General features: G+C 62.9%; 18 protein-coding genes and 2 tRNA genes. 6 read left to right on the top strand and 14 right to left on the bottom strand.

Annotation, left to right across the window (positions count from 1 at the left end; translation table 11 throughout):
- Positions 1-56 precede the first annotated feature (56 nt).
- From AC5QPF_RS30105 to AC5QPF_RS30070, 8 genes are all read right to left on the bottom strand, one after another.
- Positions 57-434, bottom strand: coding sequence for a hypothetical protein (locus AC5QPF_RS30105; RefSeq protein ID WP_494961209.1), 378 nt, complete (start codon positions 432-434; stop codon positions 57-59).
- A gap of 268 nt (positions 435-702) precedes the next feature.
- Complete coding sequence (locus tag AC5QPF_RS30100; protein ID WP_494961208.1) at positions 703-2,022, bottom strand: integrase arm-type DNA-binding domain-containing protein; 1,320 nt, start codon at positions 2,020-2,022, stop codon at positions 703-705.
- A gap of 162 nt (positions 2,023-2,184) precedes the next feature.
- Positions 2,185-2,260: transfer RNA gene (locus AC5QPF_RS30095), tRNA-Thr, on the bottom strand.
- Between the two features lie 547 nt (positions 2,261-2,807).
- Positions 2,808-4,055: an adenovirus L4-33K/L4-22K family protein gene (locus AC5QPF_RS30090; RefSeq protein ID WP_494961207.1), complete on the bottom strand. Its 1,248-nt coding sequence runs from the start codon at positions 4,053-4,055 to the stop codon at positions 2,808-2,810.
- Between the two features lie 66 nt (positions 4,056-4,121).
- Complete coding sequence (locus tag AC5QPF_RS30085; RefSeq protein WP_494961206.1) at positions 4,122-4,811, bottom strand: ABC transporter permease subunit; 690 nt, start codon at positions 4,809-4,811, stop codon at positions 4,122-4,124.
- On the bottom strand, positions 4,808-5,503 hold the full coding sequence (locus AC5QPF_RS30080; RefSeq protein ID WP_494961205.1) for an ABC transporter permease subunit: 696 nt from the start codon (positions 5,501-5,503) through the stop codon (positions 4,808-4,810). The genes AC5QPF_RS30085 and AC5QPF_RS30080 overlap by 4 nt, the downstream gene beginning before the upstream one ends.
- Before the next feature lie 56 nt (positions 5,504-5,559).
- Positions 5,560-6,312 (bottom strand): transporter substrate-binding domain-containing protein, encoded by a 753-nt coding sequence (locus AC5QPF_RS30075; RefSeq protein WP_494961204.1) that lies wholly within the window; start codon positions 6,310-6,312, stop codon positions 5,560-5,562.
- 13 nt (positions 6,313-6,325) lie between these two features.
- Positions 6,326-7,099 (bottom strand): ABC transporter ATP-binding protein, encoded by a 774-nt coding sequence (locus AC5QPF_RS30070; protein ID WP_330077576.1) that lies wholly within the window; start codon positions 7,097-7,099, stop codon positions 6,326-6,328.
- Positions 7,100-7,706: 607 nt separating this feature from the next.
- Here AC5QPF_RS30070 and gabP point away from each other — a divergent pair.
- Positions 7,707-9,101, top strand: a complete 1,395-nt coding sequence (gabP, locus tag AC5QPF_RS30065) for a GABA permease (protein ID WP_494961203.1) — start codon at positions 7,707-7,709, stop codon at positions 9,099-9,101.
- Positions 9,102-9,201: 100 nt separating this feature from the next.
- Here the strand turns inward: gabP and AC5QPF_RS30060 are convergent, their stop codons facing one another.
- The gene (locus AC5QPF_RS30060) at positions 9,202-9,636 is read right to left on the bottom strand and encodes a hypothetical protein (protein ID WP_494961202.1); all 435 of its coding nucleotides are present in this window, start codon (positions 9,634-9,636) and stop codon (positions 9,202-9,204) included.
- Between the two features lie 119 nt (positions 9,637-9,755).
- On the opposite strand from AC5QPF_RS30060, the gene AC5QPF_RS30055 reads away from it, so the two are divergent.
- Positions 9,756-10,298 carry a hypothetical protein gene (locus AC5QPF_RS30055; RefSeq protein WP_494961201.1) on the top strand — a complete coding sequence of 181 codons (543 nt, stop codon included), beginning with the start codon at positions 9,756-9,758 and terminating at the stop codon, positions 10,296-10,298.
- On the opposite strand, the gene ppk2 is transcribed toward AC5QPF_RS30055, so the two are convergent.
- The 5 genes from ppk2 to AC5QPF_RS30030 all read right to left on the bottom strand — a co-directional run bounded on the left by ppk2 (position 10,295) and on the right by AC5QPF_RS30030 (position 15,340).
- Positions 10,295-11,341, bottom strand: coding sequence for a polyphosphate kinase 2 (gene ppk2, locus AC5QPF_RS30050; protein WP_494961200.1), 1,047 nt, complete (start codon positions 11,339-11,341; stop codon positions 10,295-10,297). The genes AC5QPF_RS30055 and ppk2 overlap by 4 nt on opposite strands.
- A 252-nt stretch (positions 11,342-11,593) precedes the next feature.
- Positions 11,594-11,669: transfer RNA gene (locus AC5QPF_RS30045), tRNA-Phe, on the bottom strand.
- A 91-nt stretch (positions 11,670-11,760) separates the two neighbouring features.
- On the bottom strand, positions 11,761-12,033 hold the full coding sequence (locus tag AC5QPF_RS30040; RefSeq protein WP_494961199.1) for an oxidative damage protection protein: 273 nt from the start codon (positions 12,031-12,033) through the stop codon (positions 11,761-11,763).
- On the bottom strand, positions 12,030-13,097 hold the full coding sequence (gene mutY / locus AC5QPF_RS30035; RefSeq protein ID WP_494961198.1) for an A/G-specific adenine glycosylase: 1,068 nt from the start codon (positions 13,095-13,097) through the stop codon (positions 12,030-12,032). The genes AC5QPF_RS30040 and mutY overlap by 4 nt, the downstream gene beginning before the upstream one ends.
- A complete protein-coding gene (locus AC5QPF_RS30030; RefSeq protein ID WP_494961197.1) occupies positions 13,094-15,340 on the bottom strand; it encodes an AsmA family protein in 2,247 nt (748 codons plus the stop codon). Before AC5QPF_RS30030 ends, mutY begins: the two co-directional genes overlap by 4 nt.
- A 332-nt stretch (positions 15,341-15,672) precedes the next feature.
- Here AC5QPF_RS30030 and AC5QPF_RS30025 point away from each other — a divergent pair, with 332 nt between their 5' ends.
- The 4 genes from AC5QPF_RS30025 to AC5QPF_RS30010 all read left to right on the top strand — a co-directional run bounded on the left by AC5QPF_RS30025 (position 15,673) and on the right by AC5QPF_RS30010 (position 19,059).
- Positions 15,673-17,331: an MFS transporter gene (locus AC5QPF_RS30025; protein ID WP_494961196.1), complete on the top strand. Its 1,659-nt coding sequence runs from the start codon at positions 15,673-15,675 to the stop codon at positions 17,329-17,331.
- Between the two features lie 236 nt (positions 17,332-17,567).
- On the top strand, positions 17,568-18,161 hold the full coding sequence (gene hisB, locus AC5QPF_RS30020) for an imidazoleglycerol-phosphate dehydratase HisB (RefSeq protein ID WP_458979525.1): 594 nt from the start codon (positions 17,568-17,570) through the stop codon (positions 18,159-18,161).
- Complete coding sequence (gene hisH / locus AC5QPF_RS30015) at positions 18,161-18,799, top strand: imidazole glycerol phosphate synthase subunit HisH (protein WP_494961195.1); 639 nt, start codon at positions 18,161-18,163, stop codon at positions 18,797-18,799. The genes hisB and hisH overlap by 1 nt, the downstream gene beginning before the upstream one ends.
- Entirely contained in the window at positions 18,799-19,059 is a 261-nt protein-coding gene (locus AC5QPF_RS30010) for a DUF2164 domain-containing protein (RefSeq protein ID WP_042120550.1), read from the top strand. Before hisH ends, AC5QPF_RS30010 begins: the two co-directional genes overlap by 1 nt.
- Positions 19,060-19,062: the final 3 nt, after the last annotated feature.

The following is a 19,062-nucleotide window of genomic DNA, read 5'->3' as shown; positions in this document are numbered from 1 at the left end:
GATCCTGAGCCGGGTGAACGCAGCGATAAGATGACCGGGGCATGCCTGACTGTCAGTCAGGTGCAGTCCATTCCCTGGTCTGCGGCACCATCATCTGCATGGCTGTTGCTGGTGACATCGGCGTTTGTCACGTCAATTGTCACGAGGGGAATTGCCGCTGAGCCATGTGCGATCAGGGCTGCAGCAGTGTCAGGAGCGCCCGTCTCTTTCCAGTGAAAGAGACGGGCACAGGTTGGCGCACGCGAAATGGCCAAGCGAATAGGTTGCTGCTGAGCAGATGTGTAGGGTGGTTGCCGCAGGGGCAACGATATTGAGTTGGCATCCATCACATGGGTAGTGACCGTACGAGCTGCCGGACGCGAATCGTACTTGCGGGTGAACCACCGCAGGAGCGGCGTGACCTTTAAGGTTCGGGTCACCTGGGGTGCTGTCATCGACAGCTCTTGCGACTCCCGGTCTACGCTTGTGGACAATATTCGTCAAGCAGCGCGATATCAGGGATTTAGCGCCTGTGGATAAAACTATCCCCCGGTGGACATCAGTGGTTTTCCACAGACGTAAGCTGTGCCAGCAGTTTTTTTCTTAGGTATGGTCCTTTCAAACGGGGCGGCTTTGCAGCCCCGTTTGAAAGGACCCGCGCGGAGGAGCTTCATGCGGTGCTGTGGGTAACTTCACAGCTAGTTGAGGTGGTGGTGCGGCGGGTTACTCGGTCCTCTTGGCACTGCGAAGCCGCGTGACGTTCTCGCCCGTTTGCTTGGCAAACTCATGCGGCGTCACATGGTCCTCGCGGTTCGCCTCCAGAAACCGGCTCCACCACGTCATGATCATCCGGCGCTCTTCGAGGAACTCGGCCTTGTGGGTATAGGCGGCCCGCACGTTGTTGCGTTCCTTGTGGCTCATCTGCCGCTCGATAGCCGTCTCCGACCACAGCCCGGACTCGACCAGCGCACTGCACGCCATGGCTCGGAACCCGTGGCCGCAGATATCCACTTTGGTGTCATAGCCCATCGTCCTTAGCGCGGCATTCACCGTGTTCTCAGACATCGGTTTCCACGGTTTGGCATCCCCCGCGAAAACCAGGTCGAACTTGCCGGTGATCGCGTGGATCTGCTCAAGCAAGGCCACTGCCTGCGGCGATAAGGGTACAACGTGAATGTCCCCGGCCATCTTCGTACCCCTTGTGGAAAACTGTACGCCGTCGAGCGCCGGGCGAGTGTCGGGGATCTCCCAGATGCCGCGATTGAGGTCGAACTCGTTCCAGCGGGCGAAGCGCAGCTCACTGGAGCGTACGAACACGTGCAGCGACAGCATCACGGTAAGGCGTGTGAGTGGCCGACCTTTGTAGTCGTCGATGCGTACTTGCAGCTCTGGCAGCCGCGATAAGGGTAGTGCGGGTCGATGTGTAACCCGTGGTGCTCTGATCGAGCCGTCGAGGTCGTGAGCCGGGTTCGCGGTGATCAGCCGCAGCCGTTTGGCTTCGCGCATGATGCTTTGAAGGTAGTTCTTGATCCTAAGCGCCACGTCGATGGTGCCGCGTTTCGTCACTGCTTCTAGAGGCTGCATGAGGTCGTGGGTATCGAGCTCGACGATTGCCCTGGCACCGAGCAAAGGAAATACGTGAGTCTTCAACCGGCTGAGCACAGTCTTGGCGTGGCCCGGCGCCCACTTGGGCACCATCCCGGCATACCAATCGAGCGCGACGCTTTCGAAGGTACGGCCATTGATTACGGCTTGCACCTTAGCCTGCTGCTTGGATTGGATGGGGTCAATGCCGTTGGCGAGCTGCTGCTTGAGCTCGAAGCGCTTGTGGCGAGCGTCAGCCAGCCCGACCACCGGGTAATTGCCGAGTGAGGTCAGGCCCTCGCGACCATCGGGCTTCACGTACCTGAGCCGCCAGCCTTTGCGACCGTTGGGCTTCACGAGCAGGTAAAGGCCATCGCCGTCAAAGAGCTTGTACTCACGTTCGCGAGCCTTTGCAGTGCGGCAGGCGTTGTCGGTAAGGGGAGCCGTTGTGCGAGCCATAAGGGTACTTTCCAATGTCGAATTGGTAGGTATCCTTAAAAGTACCCTTATTAGCGCTGGCTACCCTCGGAATCCGACGGAACGCCAAAACGAAAAAACCCGCCAGAAGGCGGGTTTTTCGGGGGTTCCAGAGATTTTGAAAGCTTTCTATGGAACCTTGAATGGTGCCGGCACCAGGAATCGAACCCGGGACCTACTGATTACAAGTCAGTTGCTCTACCATCTGAGCTATACCGGCCGGTAGGCGCGCTATTATAGCGATCGGTTTGGTTCTGTAAACCTATTCCTTGTGAGAGTCGTGGAAGCCCCGTATTTCGGGGCTTTCGGCGCTGTGGGGGTTGGGTTGGGAGGGCTGGTGATCCGGGGCTTTGTGGGAGCTGAGCCGGCGGGATGGCAAACCGCCGCGAGCGGGATCGGAGCGGGCATGAAGCCGATACCCAGGTGTGTCAGGCAGATTCGGGATTCAGGTTCTACGGCGGCTGCGCCGCCGATCGCGGGTGAACCCGCTCCCACACCGATCGCGGCGCGCTTATGGGCTTGGTTCTTTATTCGACAGCGCAGCGCGAGTTTCGCGCGCAGCCGATACAGCCCCCGCCCAACCCGATCTGAACCACCCCCGCCTAATTCCCTTTAACGCTTATGCACAAACCACATCGCCCCCTTGCACCCCATGCAAGCGCGCTCCCCCGCCGCATTGACGCCGCTGAAAACGGCTGTTTTCTCAAGCCTTTAACAGGTCCGCAAAAACCGCTCAAGCACGGGACTCTCCACGGGCAGGCGATTTTTCAGCCTGGCGCCGTGAAGTTGCTCACAGACTTATCCACAGCTTGTTCCGCCAGCAGCATGAGGTTGCGCGGGGTCAGGTGGTGGGGGCAGAAGGTGCCGAGGCGGACGGTGTAGCCCTGTTCCCGCAGGTACAAGGCCCGGTCGAGGACGAGCCAGAGTTCGAGGGGGCGGCGGAAGAGGTTGCGCACCAGCTCCAGGTTGCGGACCTGGGCCAGGCGCTGCCAGCCAGCGGCTTCGAGGGCTGGCCAGTCGGGGGCTTCCTTTATAAGGAGACCCTTGAGGGCAGCGAGGTCCTGGCAGTAGTCGGCGAAGGGCTTTTGTAGCCAGCCGCTCGGCAGGGACGGCGTGGGGAGGTAGTCGTCGTTTTCCCGCAGGCGGCGCTGGAGCAAGTCGAAGCCCAGCCGCCAGGCCATGGACTGATCCCGCTGACGACGCACTCGGCTGCCGGCCGTCACCGTTTCGCTCAGGGGCAGGCCGAGGTCGTCGAGGTCGAGTTGCAGTGTCGAGGCGCGGGCGGCTGTGGATAAGAGTTGGTAGTAGGGGCCAGTGGTGCGGTTGTAGCAGCAGGGGGCGATCGCCAGTTGCTGGCAGCCGGTGGCGCTGGCGAGCTGGATCAGGCGCACATGCAGGTCTCCGCAGGCATGCAGGGCGACGGGGGTGTGGGAGGCGCTCAAGGAGGTGGCGGCGCTTTCGGCCATGACGTCCTGCAGGCGGTGTTCGGCAGCCAGGTGATGGTGCTGGCTGAGCTGTTCACCGGCGGCGACCAGTGCCGGGTCGTATTCGAGGCAGGTGAGTTGCTGGTCCGCGTTCAGCAGGCGGCGGCCGAGATGACCCTTGCCGGAACACCAGTCGAGCCAGTGCCGTGGACGGCGGGCGAAGTCGAGGTGTTCGGCGAAGGCTTCGATCTGTTGCCATTTGCGGCCGGGTACGTCGACGTTGAGGCGTGGGCTGGCGGGTGCGATAGACGTTGTGGACAAGTCGCCGACGGTGGCGAGGTCGCGGGCTTGCGCGGCCAGTTGTGGATAAGGGGCCGGCGCCGGGACGCTGTAGGGGTCGTTGTGGGCGGATTCGGCGTCGGTCAGGGTCTGGTTACGCAGCCATTCGGCCAGCTCCGGGTGGGTGGATTCCCAGGGCAGGTGCAAGGTGGTGAAGGGGCGCGGGTGCCAGAGGGATTGGTGCTGGCGCAGGAAGTGGTCCAGGGCCTGGAAGCGGGGGAAAAGTTGGTCGTTTTCCAGATAAGGGATCATGGGCCAGCCTGGTGTCTACGGAGTGTGCAAGTTCGCCCCCACAGGCACGAGCCTGTGGGGGTCGATTTACCGTCCTTGCGCCGCATCCACCCGCAACCAGCGCTCCAGCAGCTTGAAGCCTTGCACCAGCACGAACGAGATCACCAGGTAGAACACGCCCGCCGCAAAGAAGATCTCCACCGGCATGTAGGTCCGGGCAATGATCGTGCGGGCCATGCCGGTGATGTCCAGCAGGGTCACGGTACTGGCCAGGGCGCTGGCCTTGAGCATGAGGATCACTTCGTTGCTGTACGCCGGCAGGCCGATGCGCGCGGCACGCGGCAGCATGATGTGCAGCATCGCCTTGGCCCGGGACATGCCCAGCGCCCGCGCCGCTTCGATCTCGCCCCGCGGGATGGCCTGCAGCGAACCGCGCAGGATCTCGGCGATATAGGCGGCGGTGTGCAGGGTCATGGTCAGCGCGGTACACCAGAACGGATCACGCAGGTACGGCCACAGCGAGCTGGAACGCACCACGTCGAACTGCGCCAGGCCGTAGTACACCAAAAACAGCTGCACCAGCAGCGGCGTGCCACGGAAGAAGAAGATGTAGCCATACGGCAGCGCGCGCACGTACCACAGCCGCGAGGAACGGGCGATGCCCAGCGGGATGGCGATGATCAGGCCGATGATGACGGCGATGGCCAGCAGTTCCAGGGTCAGGGTCGCGCCCTGGGCCAGGCGCGGCAGCCACTTGATGATGACTTCCCAATTCATGAGTTGGCCCTCGCGAAACCGCGTCCGGCGCGTTTTTCCATGAAGTGTATGCCGGTCATGGCGAGGATGGTCAGGCCCAGGTAGATCATGGCCGCCACCATGTAGAAGGTGAACGGTTCCTTGGTGGTGGTCACGCCGTTCTGCGACTGGCGCATGATTTCTTCAAGGCCGATCACGGATACCAGCGCGGTGTCCTTCATCAGGATCATGAACAGGTTGCCCAGGCCGGGCAGGGCGATGCGCCACATCTGCGGCAGGACCAGGCGCGAGAAGATCCGGCCCTTCGACAGGCCAAGGGCCATGCCCGCCTCGCGGTGCCCCTTGGGGATCGCCAGCAGCGCGCCGCGGAACACTTCGGTGGCATAGGCGCCGAAGCACAGGCCAAGAGCGATGACGCCGGCGGCGAAGGCGCTCAGTTCCAGCCCGGGAATGCCCAGCAGGTCACCGAGCTTGCCCATCAGTGCGACCGAGCCGAAATAGATGAAGAGTACCCAGAGCAGTTCCGGTACGCCGCGCACGATGGTCGAGTAGGTGCCGCCAACCCAGCGCAGGGGTTTGTACGGTGAGGTCTTTGCCAGTGCGCCGAGCAGGCCGAGCACCAGGCCCAGGCACAGCGCCGACAGCGCCAGTTTGACGGTCATCAGCGTGCCAGCGGCCAGCGCCGGACCGAATCCGTGTAGATCAATAGTCATGGGCAGGATTGTTCAAGGGACCGGCACCGCGCGAGGCGGTGCCCGGTCGGGGCGAATCAATAGATGCTGAACGGGAAGTACTTGTCGTTGATCTTCTTGTACGTGCCGTCGGCGATGATTTCCTTCAGCGCGGCGTTCAGCTTGGCTTTCAGCGGATCACCCTTGCGCACGGCGATGCCGATCTCGTCGCTTTCCAGTACCGGCTCGCCCTTGAACTCGTAGTCCTTGCCGGCTTCGGATTTCAGCCAGTCATAGTTGACGTACTTGTCGGCCAGCAGGGCATCTACACGACCGGAAGTCAGGTCCAGGTAGGCGTTCTCCTGGGTGTCGTACAGCTTCAGGGTGATGTCGTTGCCGTAGGTGTCTTCCAGCCAGGTACCGGACAGGGTGGCGCGCTGGGTGCCGATGGTCTTGCCCTTCAGGTAGTCCTTGTCGGTCTTGAAGTCGACCTTTTTCGGCGCGATGAACTGCAGCTTGTTCGAGTAGTAGCGGTCGGTGAAGTCGACGGCCTGCTTGCGCTCGTCGGTGATCGACAGCGAGGAGACGATGAAGTCGTACTTCTTGGCCAGCAGCGAAGGAATGATGCCGTCCCAATCGGAGGTCACCACTTCGCACTCGACTTTCATCTTGGCGCACAGGGCGTCGCCGATGTCCTTGTCGAAGCCGACCACCTGGCCGCTGGCGTCCTTGCTGTTGAACGGTGGGTAAGCCGCTTCGATACCCATCTTGAGTTTTTCGGCGGCCATGGCATTGGCCGAGAACACCAGCGAGGCGGCAGCGGCCAGGAGGAATTTCTTGTAGTTCTGCATGCGTGTTGCTCCGTTAGCGGTTGCTGGACATGAATTGTTTACAACGCGCCGAGGTCGGGTTTTCGAAAACCTGCTGCGGCGATCCCTGCTCTTCGATCAGGCCTTGATGAAGGAAGACGACTTCGCTGGAGACTTGCCGGGCGAAGTTCATCTCGTGGGTCACCAGCAGCATGGTGCGGCCTTCGTCGGCCAGCGCGCGGATGACGTTGAGCACTTCCTGGACCATTTCCGGGTCCAGCGCGGAGGTGGGTTCGTCGAACAGGATGACCTTGGGCTTCATCGCCAGGGTGCGGGCGATGGCCGCGCGTTGCTGCTGGCCGCCCGAGAGTTCGGTGGGGTAGCTGTGCCGCTTGTTGTGGATGCCTACCTTGTCCAGCAGCGCTTCGGCGTGCTCGATGGCCTCGGCCTTGCTCTGCCCCAGTACCCGGCGCGGCGCCTCGATGATGTTGTCGAGGATGGTCATGTGCGGCCACAGGTTGAAGTTCTGGAACACGAAGCCGATTTCGCTGCGCATCCGGTTGATCTGCTTGCCATCGGCAGCGACCAGTTCGCCGTTGCGCGCGGCTTTGAGCTTGAGCGCCTCGCCGGCGACGAGGATTTCGCCCTGGTGCGGGTTTTCCAGGAGGTTGATGCAGCGCAGCAAGGTCGACTTGCCGGAACCGGAGGAACCGAGGATGGAGATCACGTCGCCGTCACGGGCGGTGAGGGAAATGCCCTTGAGAATCTCCTGCTCACCGTAGCGTTTGTGCAGGTTGCGGATTTCCAGCGCGGGCGTGGCCTGGGCCATGTGCGGTCCTCATATGTTCTGTGCGTTCTGCTTGTTGGCGGCCGTCCTGGCGAGGCGCCACGCTAGCATAGCGCTCGGATCGCAGCCAAGAAGGTCGAGCAGAGTGGTCGGCCATGGGAAAGGCAGGTGTCGCATCGTCGCAGTGGACTGTCGCGTCGCTGTCCGCCGTTTCGCTTCGCGGGGCCGGAGCCATGATGAAAAAAGGCGCGATGGTGCCAGTTTTGGCCGCTGCTGGAAAGGCGTATTTGGTCGCGGCGATTGTCGGTAGCGCCAGTGCGGAGGCTGGCACGGATGTGTGGTTGCACCCCGGTTGATCCATAAAGTTGCACAAGGTGTTACCTGTGATTGGTTATGGAGCACCCATTTCTAATTGTAAGTGGGTATTTCAGTAATCCGGTGAAGTCTGGCAAGTTTGGCGACCTTTCGGCCAATGGCTGGCTGAAAGCGCCGCAGGCCTTATGTGTCGTGGTTGCGGGGTATTTCGACATAAACGGTTCATCACCCTGGCCCGCTTATTGCCATCTACCTCCCACGGGACCCAGGCGCCTCAAAAGGGCATGCGGCCTCGAACGCGGGAAGATCCCCCATTCTTTGCATAGGTAGTTTTATGAGCGGTAAGCACAATTCCAATGACCTCGCTCAGGGGCTCAAGCAACGGCATGTGACCATGCTGTCCATCGCAGGCGTGATCGGCGCCGGTCTGTTCGTCGGCTCCGGCCACGCCATCGCTGCCGCCGGTCCGGCCGTGCTGCTGGCCTACGCCGCCGCCGGCACGCTGGTGGTACTGGTGATGCGCATGCTCGGCGAAATGGCCGTGGCCTCGCCGGATACCGGTTCCTTCTCCACCTACGCCGACCGGGCCATCGGCCACTGGGCCGGCTTCACCATCGGCTGGTTGTACTGGTGGTTCTGGGTATTGGTGATCCCGCTGGAGGCCAACGCTGCCGCGACCATCCTTCACGCCTGGTTCCCCGGCGTGGCGATCTGGGCCTTCACCTTGGTCATCACCCTGCTGCTGACCGTGACCAACCTGTTCAGCGTGAAGAACTACGGTGAATTCGAGTTCTGGTTCGCACTGCTCAAGGTGGTGGCGATCATTGGCTTCATCATCCTCGGCCTGGCGGCGATCTTCGGTTTCATGCCCAACAGCCAGGTCAGCGGTGTCAGCCACTTGTTCGACACCCAGGGCTTCATGCCCAACGGCCTCGGCGCGGTGCTCGGCGCCATGCTGACCACCATGTTTTCGTTCATGGGTACCGAGATCGTCACCATCGCCGCCGCCGAGTCGAAGGACCCGGGCCGGCAGATCAGCAAGGCGACCAACTCGGTGATCTGGCGGATCGCGCTGTTCTATCTGGTGTCGATCTTCATCGTCGTCGCCCTGGTGCCGTGGAATGCCAGTGAGCTGGCGCAAGTCGGTTCGTACCAGACCGTGCTGCAACTGGTGGGCGTGCCCCATGCCAAGCTGATCGTCGATATCGTCGTGCTGATCGCCGTGACCAGCTGCCTGAACTCGGCGCTGTACACCTCGTCGCGCATGTTGTTTTCCCTGAGCAAGCGCGGTGACGCCCCTGCGGTGGCCCAGCGCACCAACCGCAGCGGTACGCCGCACTGGGCGGTGCTGCTGTCGACTGCTGCGGCGTTCCTGACCGTGTTCGCCAACTATGTGGCGCCGGCCGAGGTGTTCGAATTCCTGCTGGCCAGTTCCGGGGCGATCGCACTGCTGGTGTACCTGGTGATCGCCGTGTCGCAACTGCGCATGCGTCGCCAGCGCATGGCGCGCGGCGAGCAGATCGCCTTCAAGATGTGGGCGTTCCCGGTGCTGACCTGGGCCACCATCTTCTTCATCATCGGTGTGCTGACCTTGATGCTGGTGCGTCCGGATCATCGGGCGGAGGTGATTTCCACGGGCTTGCTGAGCATTGCCGTGGTGGCTGCCGGGCTGTTGGTGGCACGCAAGCGCAAGGCCGAGAAGGCTGGGCGATTGGTGATGGATAACTGAAATGAAAAGGCCGCGACGATCGCGGCCTTTTTGTTTGGCGGATATTTGGGCTCCACTCGGACTCTGTGGGGCTGGCAAGCCAGCTCCCCCAGGGATCGCATCAGCCGAACTTCTTCTGCTTGGATACCAGCTCCGAGGCTGCCACATAGGCATCCTGGAACTCTTCGCTCTCCAGCCAGGCCATGGCCTCGGCTTCCTCGGTGCCATCCAGCCATTTGCGGTAGGCGCAGAAGACCATGCAGATGTAGTCGGTCGCGTGCTCTTCCTTGTGGCCCTTGAGTACCAGGGTCAGCAGCGGGTCGACCATGAACACCGCGATCATCGCTTCCAGGCTGGTTTCCTGGGCGCTTTTCATCTTGTCGAACAGGCCGGCATAGCTGTTCGAGCTCATGGCTTTGTCGAACACCTGCTGGACGCTGGCGCTGGACTGTTCGCCACCTCCCTTGACCGCCTGGCCGCTGCGCACCATGCGGTTCTCGCGGGCCTTGGCGGCGGCGCGCTTGGCGCGTTTCTGTTGCTTGGTATTCGAGGCCATCGGGGTGTTCCTTTTTGCGAAGTCAGTCAAATTGCGCGTATTGAATCGCAGTTGGCCGGGAAACCCAAGCCGGGGAGGGCGGTCACAGGCTGGTTATCGGACCACAGGAAGGGATCCTCATGAAAGCCATCGCCTCGCTATGCCTCGCCAGCGCCGTCCTGAGCGGCTGCGGCAACATCGCTGCGGTCAAATCCTTCAATTCGAAGTTCGTCTCGCCCAGCGGCGGCGAGACAGCGCGCCTGCGGGTGGTCGCCGACGGTATGGTGCGTGGAGTGCCGGGTCTGGAGTGCGTCGACTGGTACAGCCCCGGCGCCGGGGTGATCGTGGTGCCGCAGAAGGGCTTCGCCGATCGCAATGGCGAGCATCTGGGCATGCCCGCCGCCAGGGAGGTGCCGGCGGGCGCGGTGAGCAGCGAGGTGCTGGTGGCGGCGGGCAAGCCGATGACCCTGGCCTTCCTCGATGGCGGTCGCCCGAACAGCTACAACTCGACCACCAACTGCCTGGGGATGTTCACCTTCATCCCCAAGGCGGGCGCTGACTACGAGCTGACGGTGCGCGGCTACAGCACCTGCGGCCTGCAGTTCGAGCGCATCGATGGCGCGAAGCCGGAGCCGGTGAAGGCCACCAAGGCCGACTACTGCAGCAAGCTCGCCAACTTCTAGCGCGGCAGCGTCAGTGCGCTGACCCGGCCACGCAGCTCCACTTCATCCTCATCGCGCAGGTCTTCCTCGATCTCCCGCGACGCGCGGCCCACCAGCAGCGGATCGGGCTCGTGGGCGACACGGAAGTCCTTGCCCGGGTAGTCCAGCGAATGCAGGAAGTGACGGATGCAGTTGAGTCGGGCGCGCTTCTTGTCATCGGACTTGATCACCGTCCACGGCGCATCGGCAGTGTCGGTGTGGAAGAACATGGCTTCCTTGGCTGCGGTGTATTCGCCCCACTTGTCCAGCGACTTGATGTCGATGGGAGACAGCTTCCAGTGCTTGAGCGGATCGTCGCGGCGCGAGATGAAGCGGCGCAGCTGCTCCTCGCGGTTCACCGAGAACCAGTACTTGAACAGCAGGATGCCGCTGTTGCACAGCATGCGCTCCAGCTCCGGGGCCTGGCGCATGAATTCCAGGTATTGCAGCGGCGAGCAGAAATCCATGACCCGCTCGACGCCGGCGCGGTTGTACCAGGAGCGGTCGAAGAAGACCATCTCGCCGGCGGTCGGCAGGTGCTGGATGTAGCGCTGGAAGTACCACTGGCCCTTTTCCTGCTCGGAAGGCTTCTCCAGGGCGACGATCCGTGCACCCCGCGGGTTGAGGTGCTCCATGAAGCGCTTGATGGTCCCGCCCTTGCCCGCAGCGTCGCGGCCTTCAAAGAGGATGACCACGCGCTGGCCGGTTTCCTTGACCCAGTTCTGCACCTTCAGCAGCTCGATCTGCAGCGCGTGCTTGGCCTTGTCGTATTCGGCGCGGCGCATGCGTGTGCTGTACGGATAGTTGTGGGGCAGCTTGGCGGACGAGCTGTCCTCGCTGGTGCCGTGGGGGGCCTGGGCAACTTCGATGGCGGCTGGGCTGTCGGCCTCGATATCGGTCTCGACGATCGGGGCAGGCTTGCGAGGGCGGCGGTGCGGGCGTGCGGTGGCAGGGTTGTGTGGTGTGACGTGGTGCGTGTTGACCCCGGGCTCTGGGAGCGGCAGTACGGGGGTTTCTTCACTCATGGGATTGGGCCTTCTGTTCCTTCGACTGTCCAATCCGACAACTTACATAGAATGGGTGATGGCGTATTGATGTCGGTCAATGCATGGCGATGCGACGCGCCCCCTGTGGGAGCGGGTTTACCCGCGATGACGTCAGTGAGGCCACCACCGCAATCGCGGGTAAACCCGCTCCCACAGGCTCCGCGGTATGGGTTTTTTCGGCGCAAAACAAAAAGCCCCTGAATCTTTCGATTCAGGGGCTTTGCGTTGTCTTGGTGCCCAGAGACGGAGTCGAACCGCCGACACGAGGATTTTCAATCCTCTGCTCTACCGACTGAGCTATCTGGGCAACGGGGCGCATTAAAAGGCTTTTTCAGGTTTGCGTCAACAACAATTTCAAAAATTTTTTAATTAATACCGACGCTTACGTTTTTCGGGGGTCAGGCGCTCGGTGGAACGTAGCCCTCAGCCTTCTCGAAATCCTCGCCGGAGAAGAACTTGTCCATCTCGCCCTGGATGAACTTGCGGTCATCGGCATTCATCATGTTCAGGCGCTTCTCGTTGATGAGCATGGTCTGCTCCTTCTGCCAGTCGGCCCAGGCCTTCTGCGAGATGTGCTCGTAGATGTCCTGGCCCTTCGGCCCCGGATACGGCGGGCGCTCCAGGCCTGGCAGTTCTTCTTTGTACTTGCGGCACATTACGGTGCGGGTCATCGCGACTCTCCTGCAATCAATACGTCGGCCGCGCGTTTCAGCAGCTTCTTGACCGGGGCGGCGAGGCCCAGGCGCGGCGGGGTGGCGAGGTTATACCAGAGCCAGTCGGCCTCGGCCACGTGCTCGCCGGACTGGCCGACACGCACCAGCCACGGCTCGATGGCCAGCTGGAAATGGCTGAAGGTGTGGGTCAGGCCATCGAGGGCGTGACGGGTCTCGATGTGCAACTGGTGCTGGTCGGCGAGGTGTTCGAGGTCGTCCAGGTCGTCCAGCTCCGGCAGGCTCCATAGCCCGCCCCACAGGCCCGTGGACGGGCGCCGGTAAAGCAGGATGGCGCCTTCGTCGTTGGCCAGCAGCGGCATCAGCGTGCGCTTCTGCGGCAGCTCCTTGCGCGGCTTGGGCAGCGGATAGCGGATCTCCTGGCCGAGCATGTGCGCCTCGCAGCCCCGCTCCAGCGGACACAGCAGGCAACTGGGCTTGCTGCGGGTGCACACGGTGGCACCCAGGTCCATCATCGCCTGGGTGTAGTTGTTGACCCGGCTGTGTGGAGTAAAGCGCTCGGCATTGGCCCACAGCGCCTTGGCCACCTTGGGCTCGCCCGGATAGCCTTCCTGCGCGGTGTAGCGGGCCAGCACGCGCTTGACGTTGCCGTCGAGGATCGGCGCACGCAGGCCCATGCTGATGCTGGCGATGGCGCCGGCGGTGGACAGGCCGATGCCGGGCAGCTCGGTGAGCTTTTCCACATCACGGGGGAACTCGCCGCCGTACTGCTCGACCACGATCTTCGCGGTCTTCTGCAGGTTGCGCGCGCGGGTGTAGTAGCCCAGCCCGGTCCACAGGTGCAGCACTTCGTCTTCCGGTGCCGCAGCCAGCGCCTGGACGTCCGGCAGCGCGTCCATGAAGCGGCTGAAGTAATTGAGCACGGTACTGACCTGGGTCTGCTGCAGCATGATCTCGGAAACCCAGACCCGGTACGGGTTGATGCCCTGTTGCCAGGGCAGGTCGTGGCGGCCGTTGCGGTCGAACCAGTCGAGGACCGCGGTGGAAAACTGCTCGGGTGTCATCGTTTGAACAGGCCTTTGAGTGCGTCTTTGAGCTCGGGACTGACCTTGTCACCCAGCTTCTCGTCGAGTTTCTCATTGAGTTTTTCGTTGATGCGGTTGCCCAGCGCCTGGCCGGCCAGCTTGCCGACGCCTTCCTGGTCGACCCGGCAGGCCCGTGCGCCCAGCTCCAGCGGGCCACGGCAGCGCAGCGGGAATTCCAGCCCGGCGAAGCGTTCGTTGACCTGGCAGGCCGGGTCCGGCATCTCGCGCTTGTCGCCTTCGACGATGACGCCGACGCGGTAGTCCATGCCCAGCACGCGCAGGTCGATATCGCCATTGCCGTTGACGGTGAGGCCAGGGATGCGGGCCTTGAGGTCCGGGTTGCTGGCCACGCCGTTGCGCAGCACCAGGCTGCCCTTGAGCTCCTGGAACGGCGTGTCCTTGCCGCGCGGCTCGCCGCTGAGAGGCTTGCGGTTGAGCATGGCGATGCCCTGGCACAGTTGCTGTTCCAGATTGGCGTTGACCAGCACACCGTTGTTGATGACGAAGTCGGCGTTGCCGTTGAGGGTGTCGATCAGCGCCTTCTGGCTGTTGCCGCTGGCGGTCAGGTCGCTGTTCAGGGTGAGCAGGCCCTTGACCGGCGGGGTGTCGCCGTCGTGCTTGATGAAGTGCTCCACAGGGACGCGGCTGATCTTGGCGTTGACGCCGATCTGCGGCACGGCAGGACGCACATCGAGGGTGCCACGGCTGTCGAAGGTGCCGTTGTACAGGCCACCGCGCAGGGCTTCGAGGGTGATCAGGCCGCCCTGGCCGTTGGCTTTCAGCTCGGCGTTCTGGATCGGCAGCTTGTTGAGGGTCAGTACGCCGAAGCTCAGGTCGGCCTGCAGGTCGAGGGCACGCAGGCGGTCCACCGGCAGCAGCTTGTCGTTGCTCCAGGCGACCTGGGTCGGCGCGTCCGGCAAGGGCGAGGTGCCCGGGCCGGAGATGGCGGCGGCTTCGCTGCTCTTCACTTCGGCCTGGCGGGCGGCACCGGCGCTGGCGGCGGCTTCGCTCTTGGCCAGCAGGTAGCGGTCGGCGTCGAACTTGTCGTTCTTCAACTGGATGCGCAGGGCCTGTTTGGCGAAGTCTTCCACCGCAAGGCGACCGGTGAAGGTGCTGGCGTCCAGTTTCAGGGCCAGGTCTTCCAGGGCCAGGCTGGTCTTGGTGCCTTCCAGGCGGCCGACCAGCTCGACGCTGGTAAGGGTGGTCGGATCGTTCATCGCCGGCAGTTCTACGCCGACGCTATCGAGGAGCTTGCGCAGGTCGAACTGGGCGATGGAGATCCCACCGGTGAGCTTCGGCTCGCTGCTCAGGTCACGCACATGCAACTCGCCGAGGGCGCGCAACTGGTTGGCGGAGAGCTTCAGACCGTTCCATTCGGCGACGTTGGCCGCCAGGTCGGCCAGCAACTGGCCTTGGGCGGAGAAGGTCATGCTCTTCTGCGCCAGTGGCTCGCCGGACAGTTCGCCGGTGACCTTCATGTCTTCCAGCTGGTAGCGGCGCAGGGCGCGATCGAAGCGGGCTTCGCCCTTGAGTTCGACGCGGGCGCGCAGGACGGGCTGGCCGGAACTGAGGAAGGCGGTCAGCTTGAGTGGAATGTTGACGCCGTCGTGCACGGCCTCGGTGCTCAGCTGGATGCTCTCGGCGCTGAAGCTCTGGCCGCTGCGGGCGTCGTTGTATTGCACCCGGGCGTTGTTGACGGTGAGGCTGTCGATATCCAGTTTCAGAGGACGCTCGGCGGCGGCCGGCTTGGCCTCGCCTTCGACCGGCGCAGAGGTGCCCGGCGCGCTCTCGGTGCTGGTCACCGGGGTGCTGGCCGGCAGCGGCTTGCCGATGTCTTCCCAGTTGCCATGGCCATTTTCGTCACGGTTCAGGGTCAGGTTCAGGCCCTCCACACGCACGTCGCTCATCTGCACTTCACGGCGCAACAGCGGTAGCACGCGCACCGACAGGCCGAGCATCTGCAGGTCGGCGAAGGGTTCGGTGGGCTTGTTCAGGGTGGCGACGCTCGCCTCGTGCAGCTCCAGGCCGAGCCAGGGGAACAGGCTCCAGCCGATATCGCCATTGAGGGTCAGCTCGACATGAGCCTTGTCGCGAGCCAACTGGCGGATCTCGTCTTTGTAGTCGTTGGGATCGAAGAGGTGGGTGAGGGCGAAGCCTGCGGCCACCACGATCAGCAACAGCCCGAGAACCACCAGCCCCAGGATTTTGCCGAACGCTTTCATGGGCGAGTCCTTGTAGTCCGATGTCTTTTAAGTCAGCCGCAGAGTATAGCCTTGCGGCCTTGGCCACCGCGATTGCTCCGTGGTGGGGTTTCGACCCTGCCCAAGCCGAAGGTTTCGCGGAATAAAGTCTCAGTTGCGAAAGAATCAGTGATGTCAGTTTGAATTCTGTTAGCTAGCTAAATGCTACTCTTGCACCGTTCCCGGGTCTTGCTGCGACGGTTTGTCGCGACAGGGCCGGCTGCCCGAAAAACGACTCGCTGCCTGCGTGCGCCAAAGTCGAGGGGCTTCCGGTTGTGGCCCGAGGGGACCATCTATCTACGAGGGCAATAATAATGAGCACCATCACTGCGGGAGCCGTCGACAGCACGCCAGGCTTCCTCTCCAAGGAGCGCATCGTCGCTCGACCCGGTTTCAACCGCTGGCTGGTTCCACCGGCGGCCCTGGCCATCCACCTGTGCATCGGCATGGCCTATGGCTTCTCGGTGTTCTGGCTGCCACTGTCCAAGGCCATCGGCATCACCGCGCCGGTCGCTTGTTCGGCGGATATGGGCTTCTTCGCCCAGGTCTTCTCGTCCACCTGTGACTGGCCGATCTCCATGCTCGGCTGGATCTACACCCTGTTCTTCATCTTCCTCGGCTGCTCGGCGGCGATCTGGGGCGGCTGGCTGGAGCACGCCGGTCCGCGCAAGGCCGGTGTGGTTTCGGCGCTGTGCTGGTGCGGCGGCCTGCTGATTTCCGCGCTTGGGGTCTATACCCATCAGATCTGGCTGATGTGGATCGGTTCGGGCGTGATCGGCGGTATCGGCTTGGGCCTGGGCTATATCTCGCCGGTCTCGACCCTGATCAAGTGGTTCCCGGACAAGCGCGGCATGGCCACCGGCATGGCGATCATGGGCTTCGGTGGCGGTGCGATGGTCGGTGCGCCACTGGCTGCGGCGCTGATGAACCACTTCGCCAGCCCTGAAGGCGTGGGCGTGTGGCAGAGCTTCGTGGTGATGGCGGCAATCTACTTCGTCTTCATGATCGGCGGCGCCCTTTCCTACCGCGTGCCGCCTACCGGTTGGAAACCGGAAGGCTGGATCGCGCCGGCGAAGAAGGTCAACAACGCGATGATTACCCACCGTCACGTGCACGTCAGCGTGGCCTGGAAGACCCCGCAGTTCGCCCTGATCTGGCTGGTGCTGTGCCTCAACGTCTCCGCCGGTATCGGCATCCTCGGCATGGCTTCGCCGCTGCTGCAGGAAGTCTTCGCCGGCAAGTTGCTGGGCAACAACCTGACCTTCAGTGAGCTGGATACCGCGCAACTGGGCCAGATCGCGGCGATCGCCGCGGGCTTCACCGGCCTGCTCAGCCTGTTCAACATCGGCGGGCGCTTCTTCTGGGCGTCGTTCTCCGACTATATCGGGCGCAAGAACACCTACTTCGCCTTCTTCGCGCTGGGCTTCGCCCTGTATGCGCTGGTGCCGAACATGGGCCACCTGGGCAACATCGCCCTGTTCGTGGCGGCGTTCTGCATCATCCTGTCGATGTACGGCGGTGGCTTCGCCACGGTGCCGGCGTACCTGGCCGACCTGTTCGGCACGCAGATGGTCGGCGCGATCCACGGGCGCCTGCTGACTGCATGGGCCGCGGCGGGCGTGCTGGGGCCGGTGCTGGTCAACTACCTGCGCGAGTACCAGCTGAAGATCGGCGTCGAGCGGGCTGCAGCCTACGACATCACCCTGTACATCCTCGCCGGCCTGCTGGTGCTGGGCTTCATCTGCAACGCCCTGGTGCGTCCGGTGGCCGACAAGCACTTCATGACCGAGGAGCAACTGGCGGCCGAGCAGGCGCTGGGCCATGACAAGGGGGCCGACAGCAGCACCGTGCTGGAGTGGTCGGCGTCGCCGGCGAGCAAGCCGCTGGTGATCGCGGCGTGGCTGGCAGTGGGGATTCCGCTGGCCTGGGGTGTCTGGGTGACGTTGCAGAAGACGGCCGTTTTGTTCCACTGATTCGGGGTTTTGGGTCGCTCTTGCGGCCCAATCGCTGGCAAGCCAGCTCCCACAAGGATCGCATGCACCGCGGACCCTGTGGGAGCTGGCTTGCCAGCGATGAGGCCCTCGAATTCCCCATCAGCCCGAAGATCGGGCGCAAAACCCCACCACCACACGTCATCTTCGTTTCAAGATGCGACGTTCTCGGCCTATAATGACCGCCTTTTTCGCCCAATGATTTTGCGGAGCTGGTGATGGTCGAACGTAAGGCATCCGTCGAGCGCAATACCCTGGAAACCCAGATCAAGGCCTCGATCAACCTGGATGGCACTGGCAAGGCCCGATTCGATATCGGCGTGCCTTTCCTCGAGCACATGCTGGATCAGATCGCCCGTCACGGGTTGATCGACCTGGACATCGAGTGCAAGGGCGACCTGCATATCGACGATCACCATACCGTCGAGGACGTCGGTATCACCCTCGGCCAGGCTTTCAGCCAGGCCATCGGCGACAAGAAAGGCATCTATCGCTACGGCCACGCCTATGTGCCGCTGGACGAAGCGCTGTCGCGCGTGGTGATCGACTTCTCCGGCCGCCCCGGCCTGCAGATGCACGTGCCATACACTCGCGCCAGCGTTGGCGGCTTCGACGTCGACCTGTTCCAGGAATTCTTCCAGGGCTTCGTCAACCACGCCAACGTCACCCTGCACATCGACAACCTGCGCGGGCACAACACCCACCACCAGATCGAAACCGTGTTCAAGGCCTTCGGCCGGGCGCTGCGCATGGCCATCGAGCTGGACGAGCGCATGGCCGGGCAGATGCCTTCCACCAAGGGATGCCTGTAATGCAGACAGTCGCTGTTATCGACTATGGCATGGGCAACCTGCACTCCGTGGCCAAGGCCCTGGAGCACGTGGGCGCCGGCAAGGTGCTGATCACCAGCGATGCCAACGTCATCCGCGAAGCTGATCGCGTGGTGTTCCCAGGCGTCGGCGCGATGCGCGACTGCATGGGCGAGATCCGCCGCCTGGGCTTCGATGCCCTGGTCCGCGAGGTCAGCCAGGACCGTCCGTTCCTCGGCATTTGCGTCGGCATGCAAGCATTGCTCGACCACAGCGAGGAAAACGATGGGGTCGACGGCATCGGCCTGTTCCCCGGCAAGGTGCGTTTCTTCGGCAAGGACCTGCATGAAGATGGCGAGCACCTGAAAGTGCCGCACATGGGCTGGAACGAAGTCAGCCAGGTGGTCGACCACCCGCTCTGGCACGACATCCCCGACCGCGCGCGCTTCTACTTCGTGCATAGCTACTACATCGAATCCGGCAAGCCGACCCAGGTGGTCGGTCGCGGTCACTACGGCGTGGATTTCGCCGCGGTGCTGGCCGATGGGTCGCGCTTCGCCACCCAGTTCCACCCGGAGAAAAGCCACACCCACGGGCTGCAGCTTCTGCAGAACTTCGCCGCTTGGGATGGGCGCTGGTAATGAGCCGTTCCCGGAACAAGACCCCGGTCATGACCCTCAGCTCCGAGCAGGAGCGTGAGGCTCTGGACACCCTCAAGCGCTTCCTCGAAGACCGTTTCGAGCTGCAACTGGGGTCGTTCGAGGTGGCCGAGGTCCTTGAACTGATCGGCAAAGAAATCGCACCGCACTACTACAACAGGGCGATCTTCGATGTTCAGGCGCAGCTCAAGGAGCGCTTCGAGAGCATCGAGAGCGACCTGTGGGCGCTCGAGAAGAACTGACTT

Source organism: Pseudomonas sp. Con_6 (genome assembly GCF_059379395.1).
The sequence above is the reverse complement of the archived record's forward strand: the minus strand, read 5'-3'. Positions and strand labels throughout refer to the sequence as shown.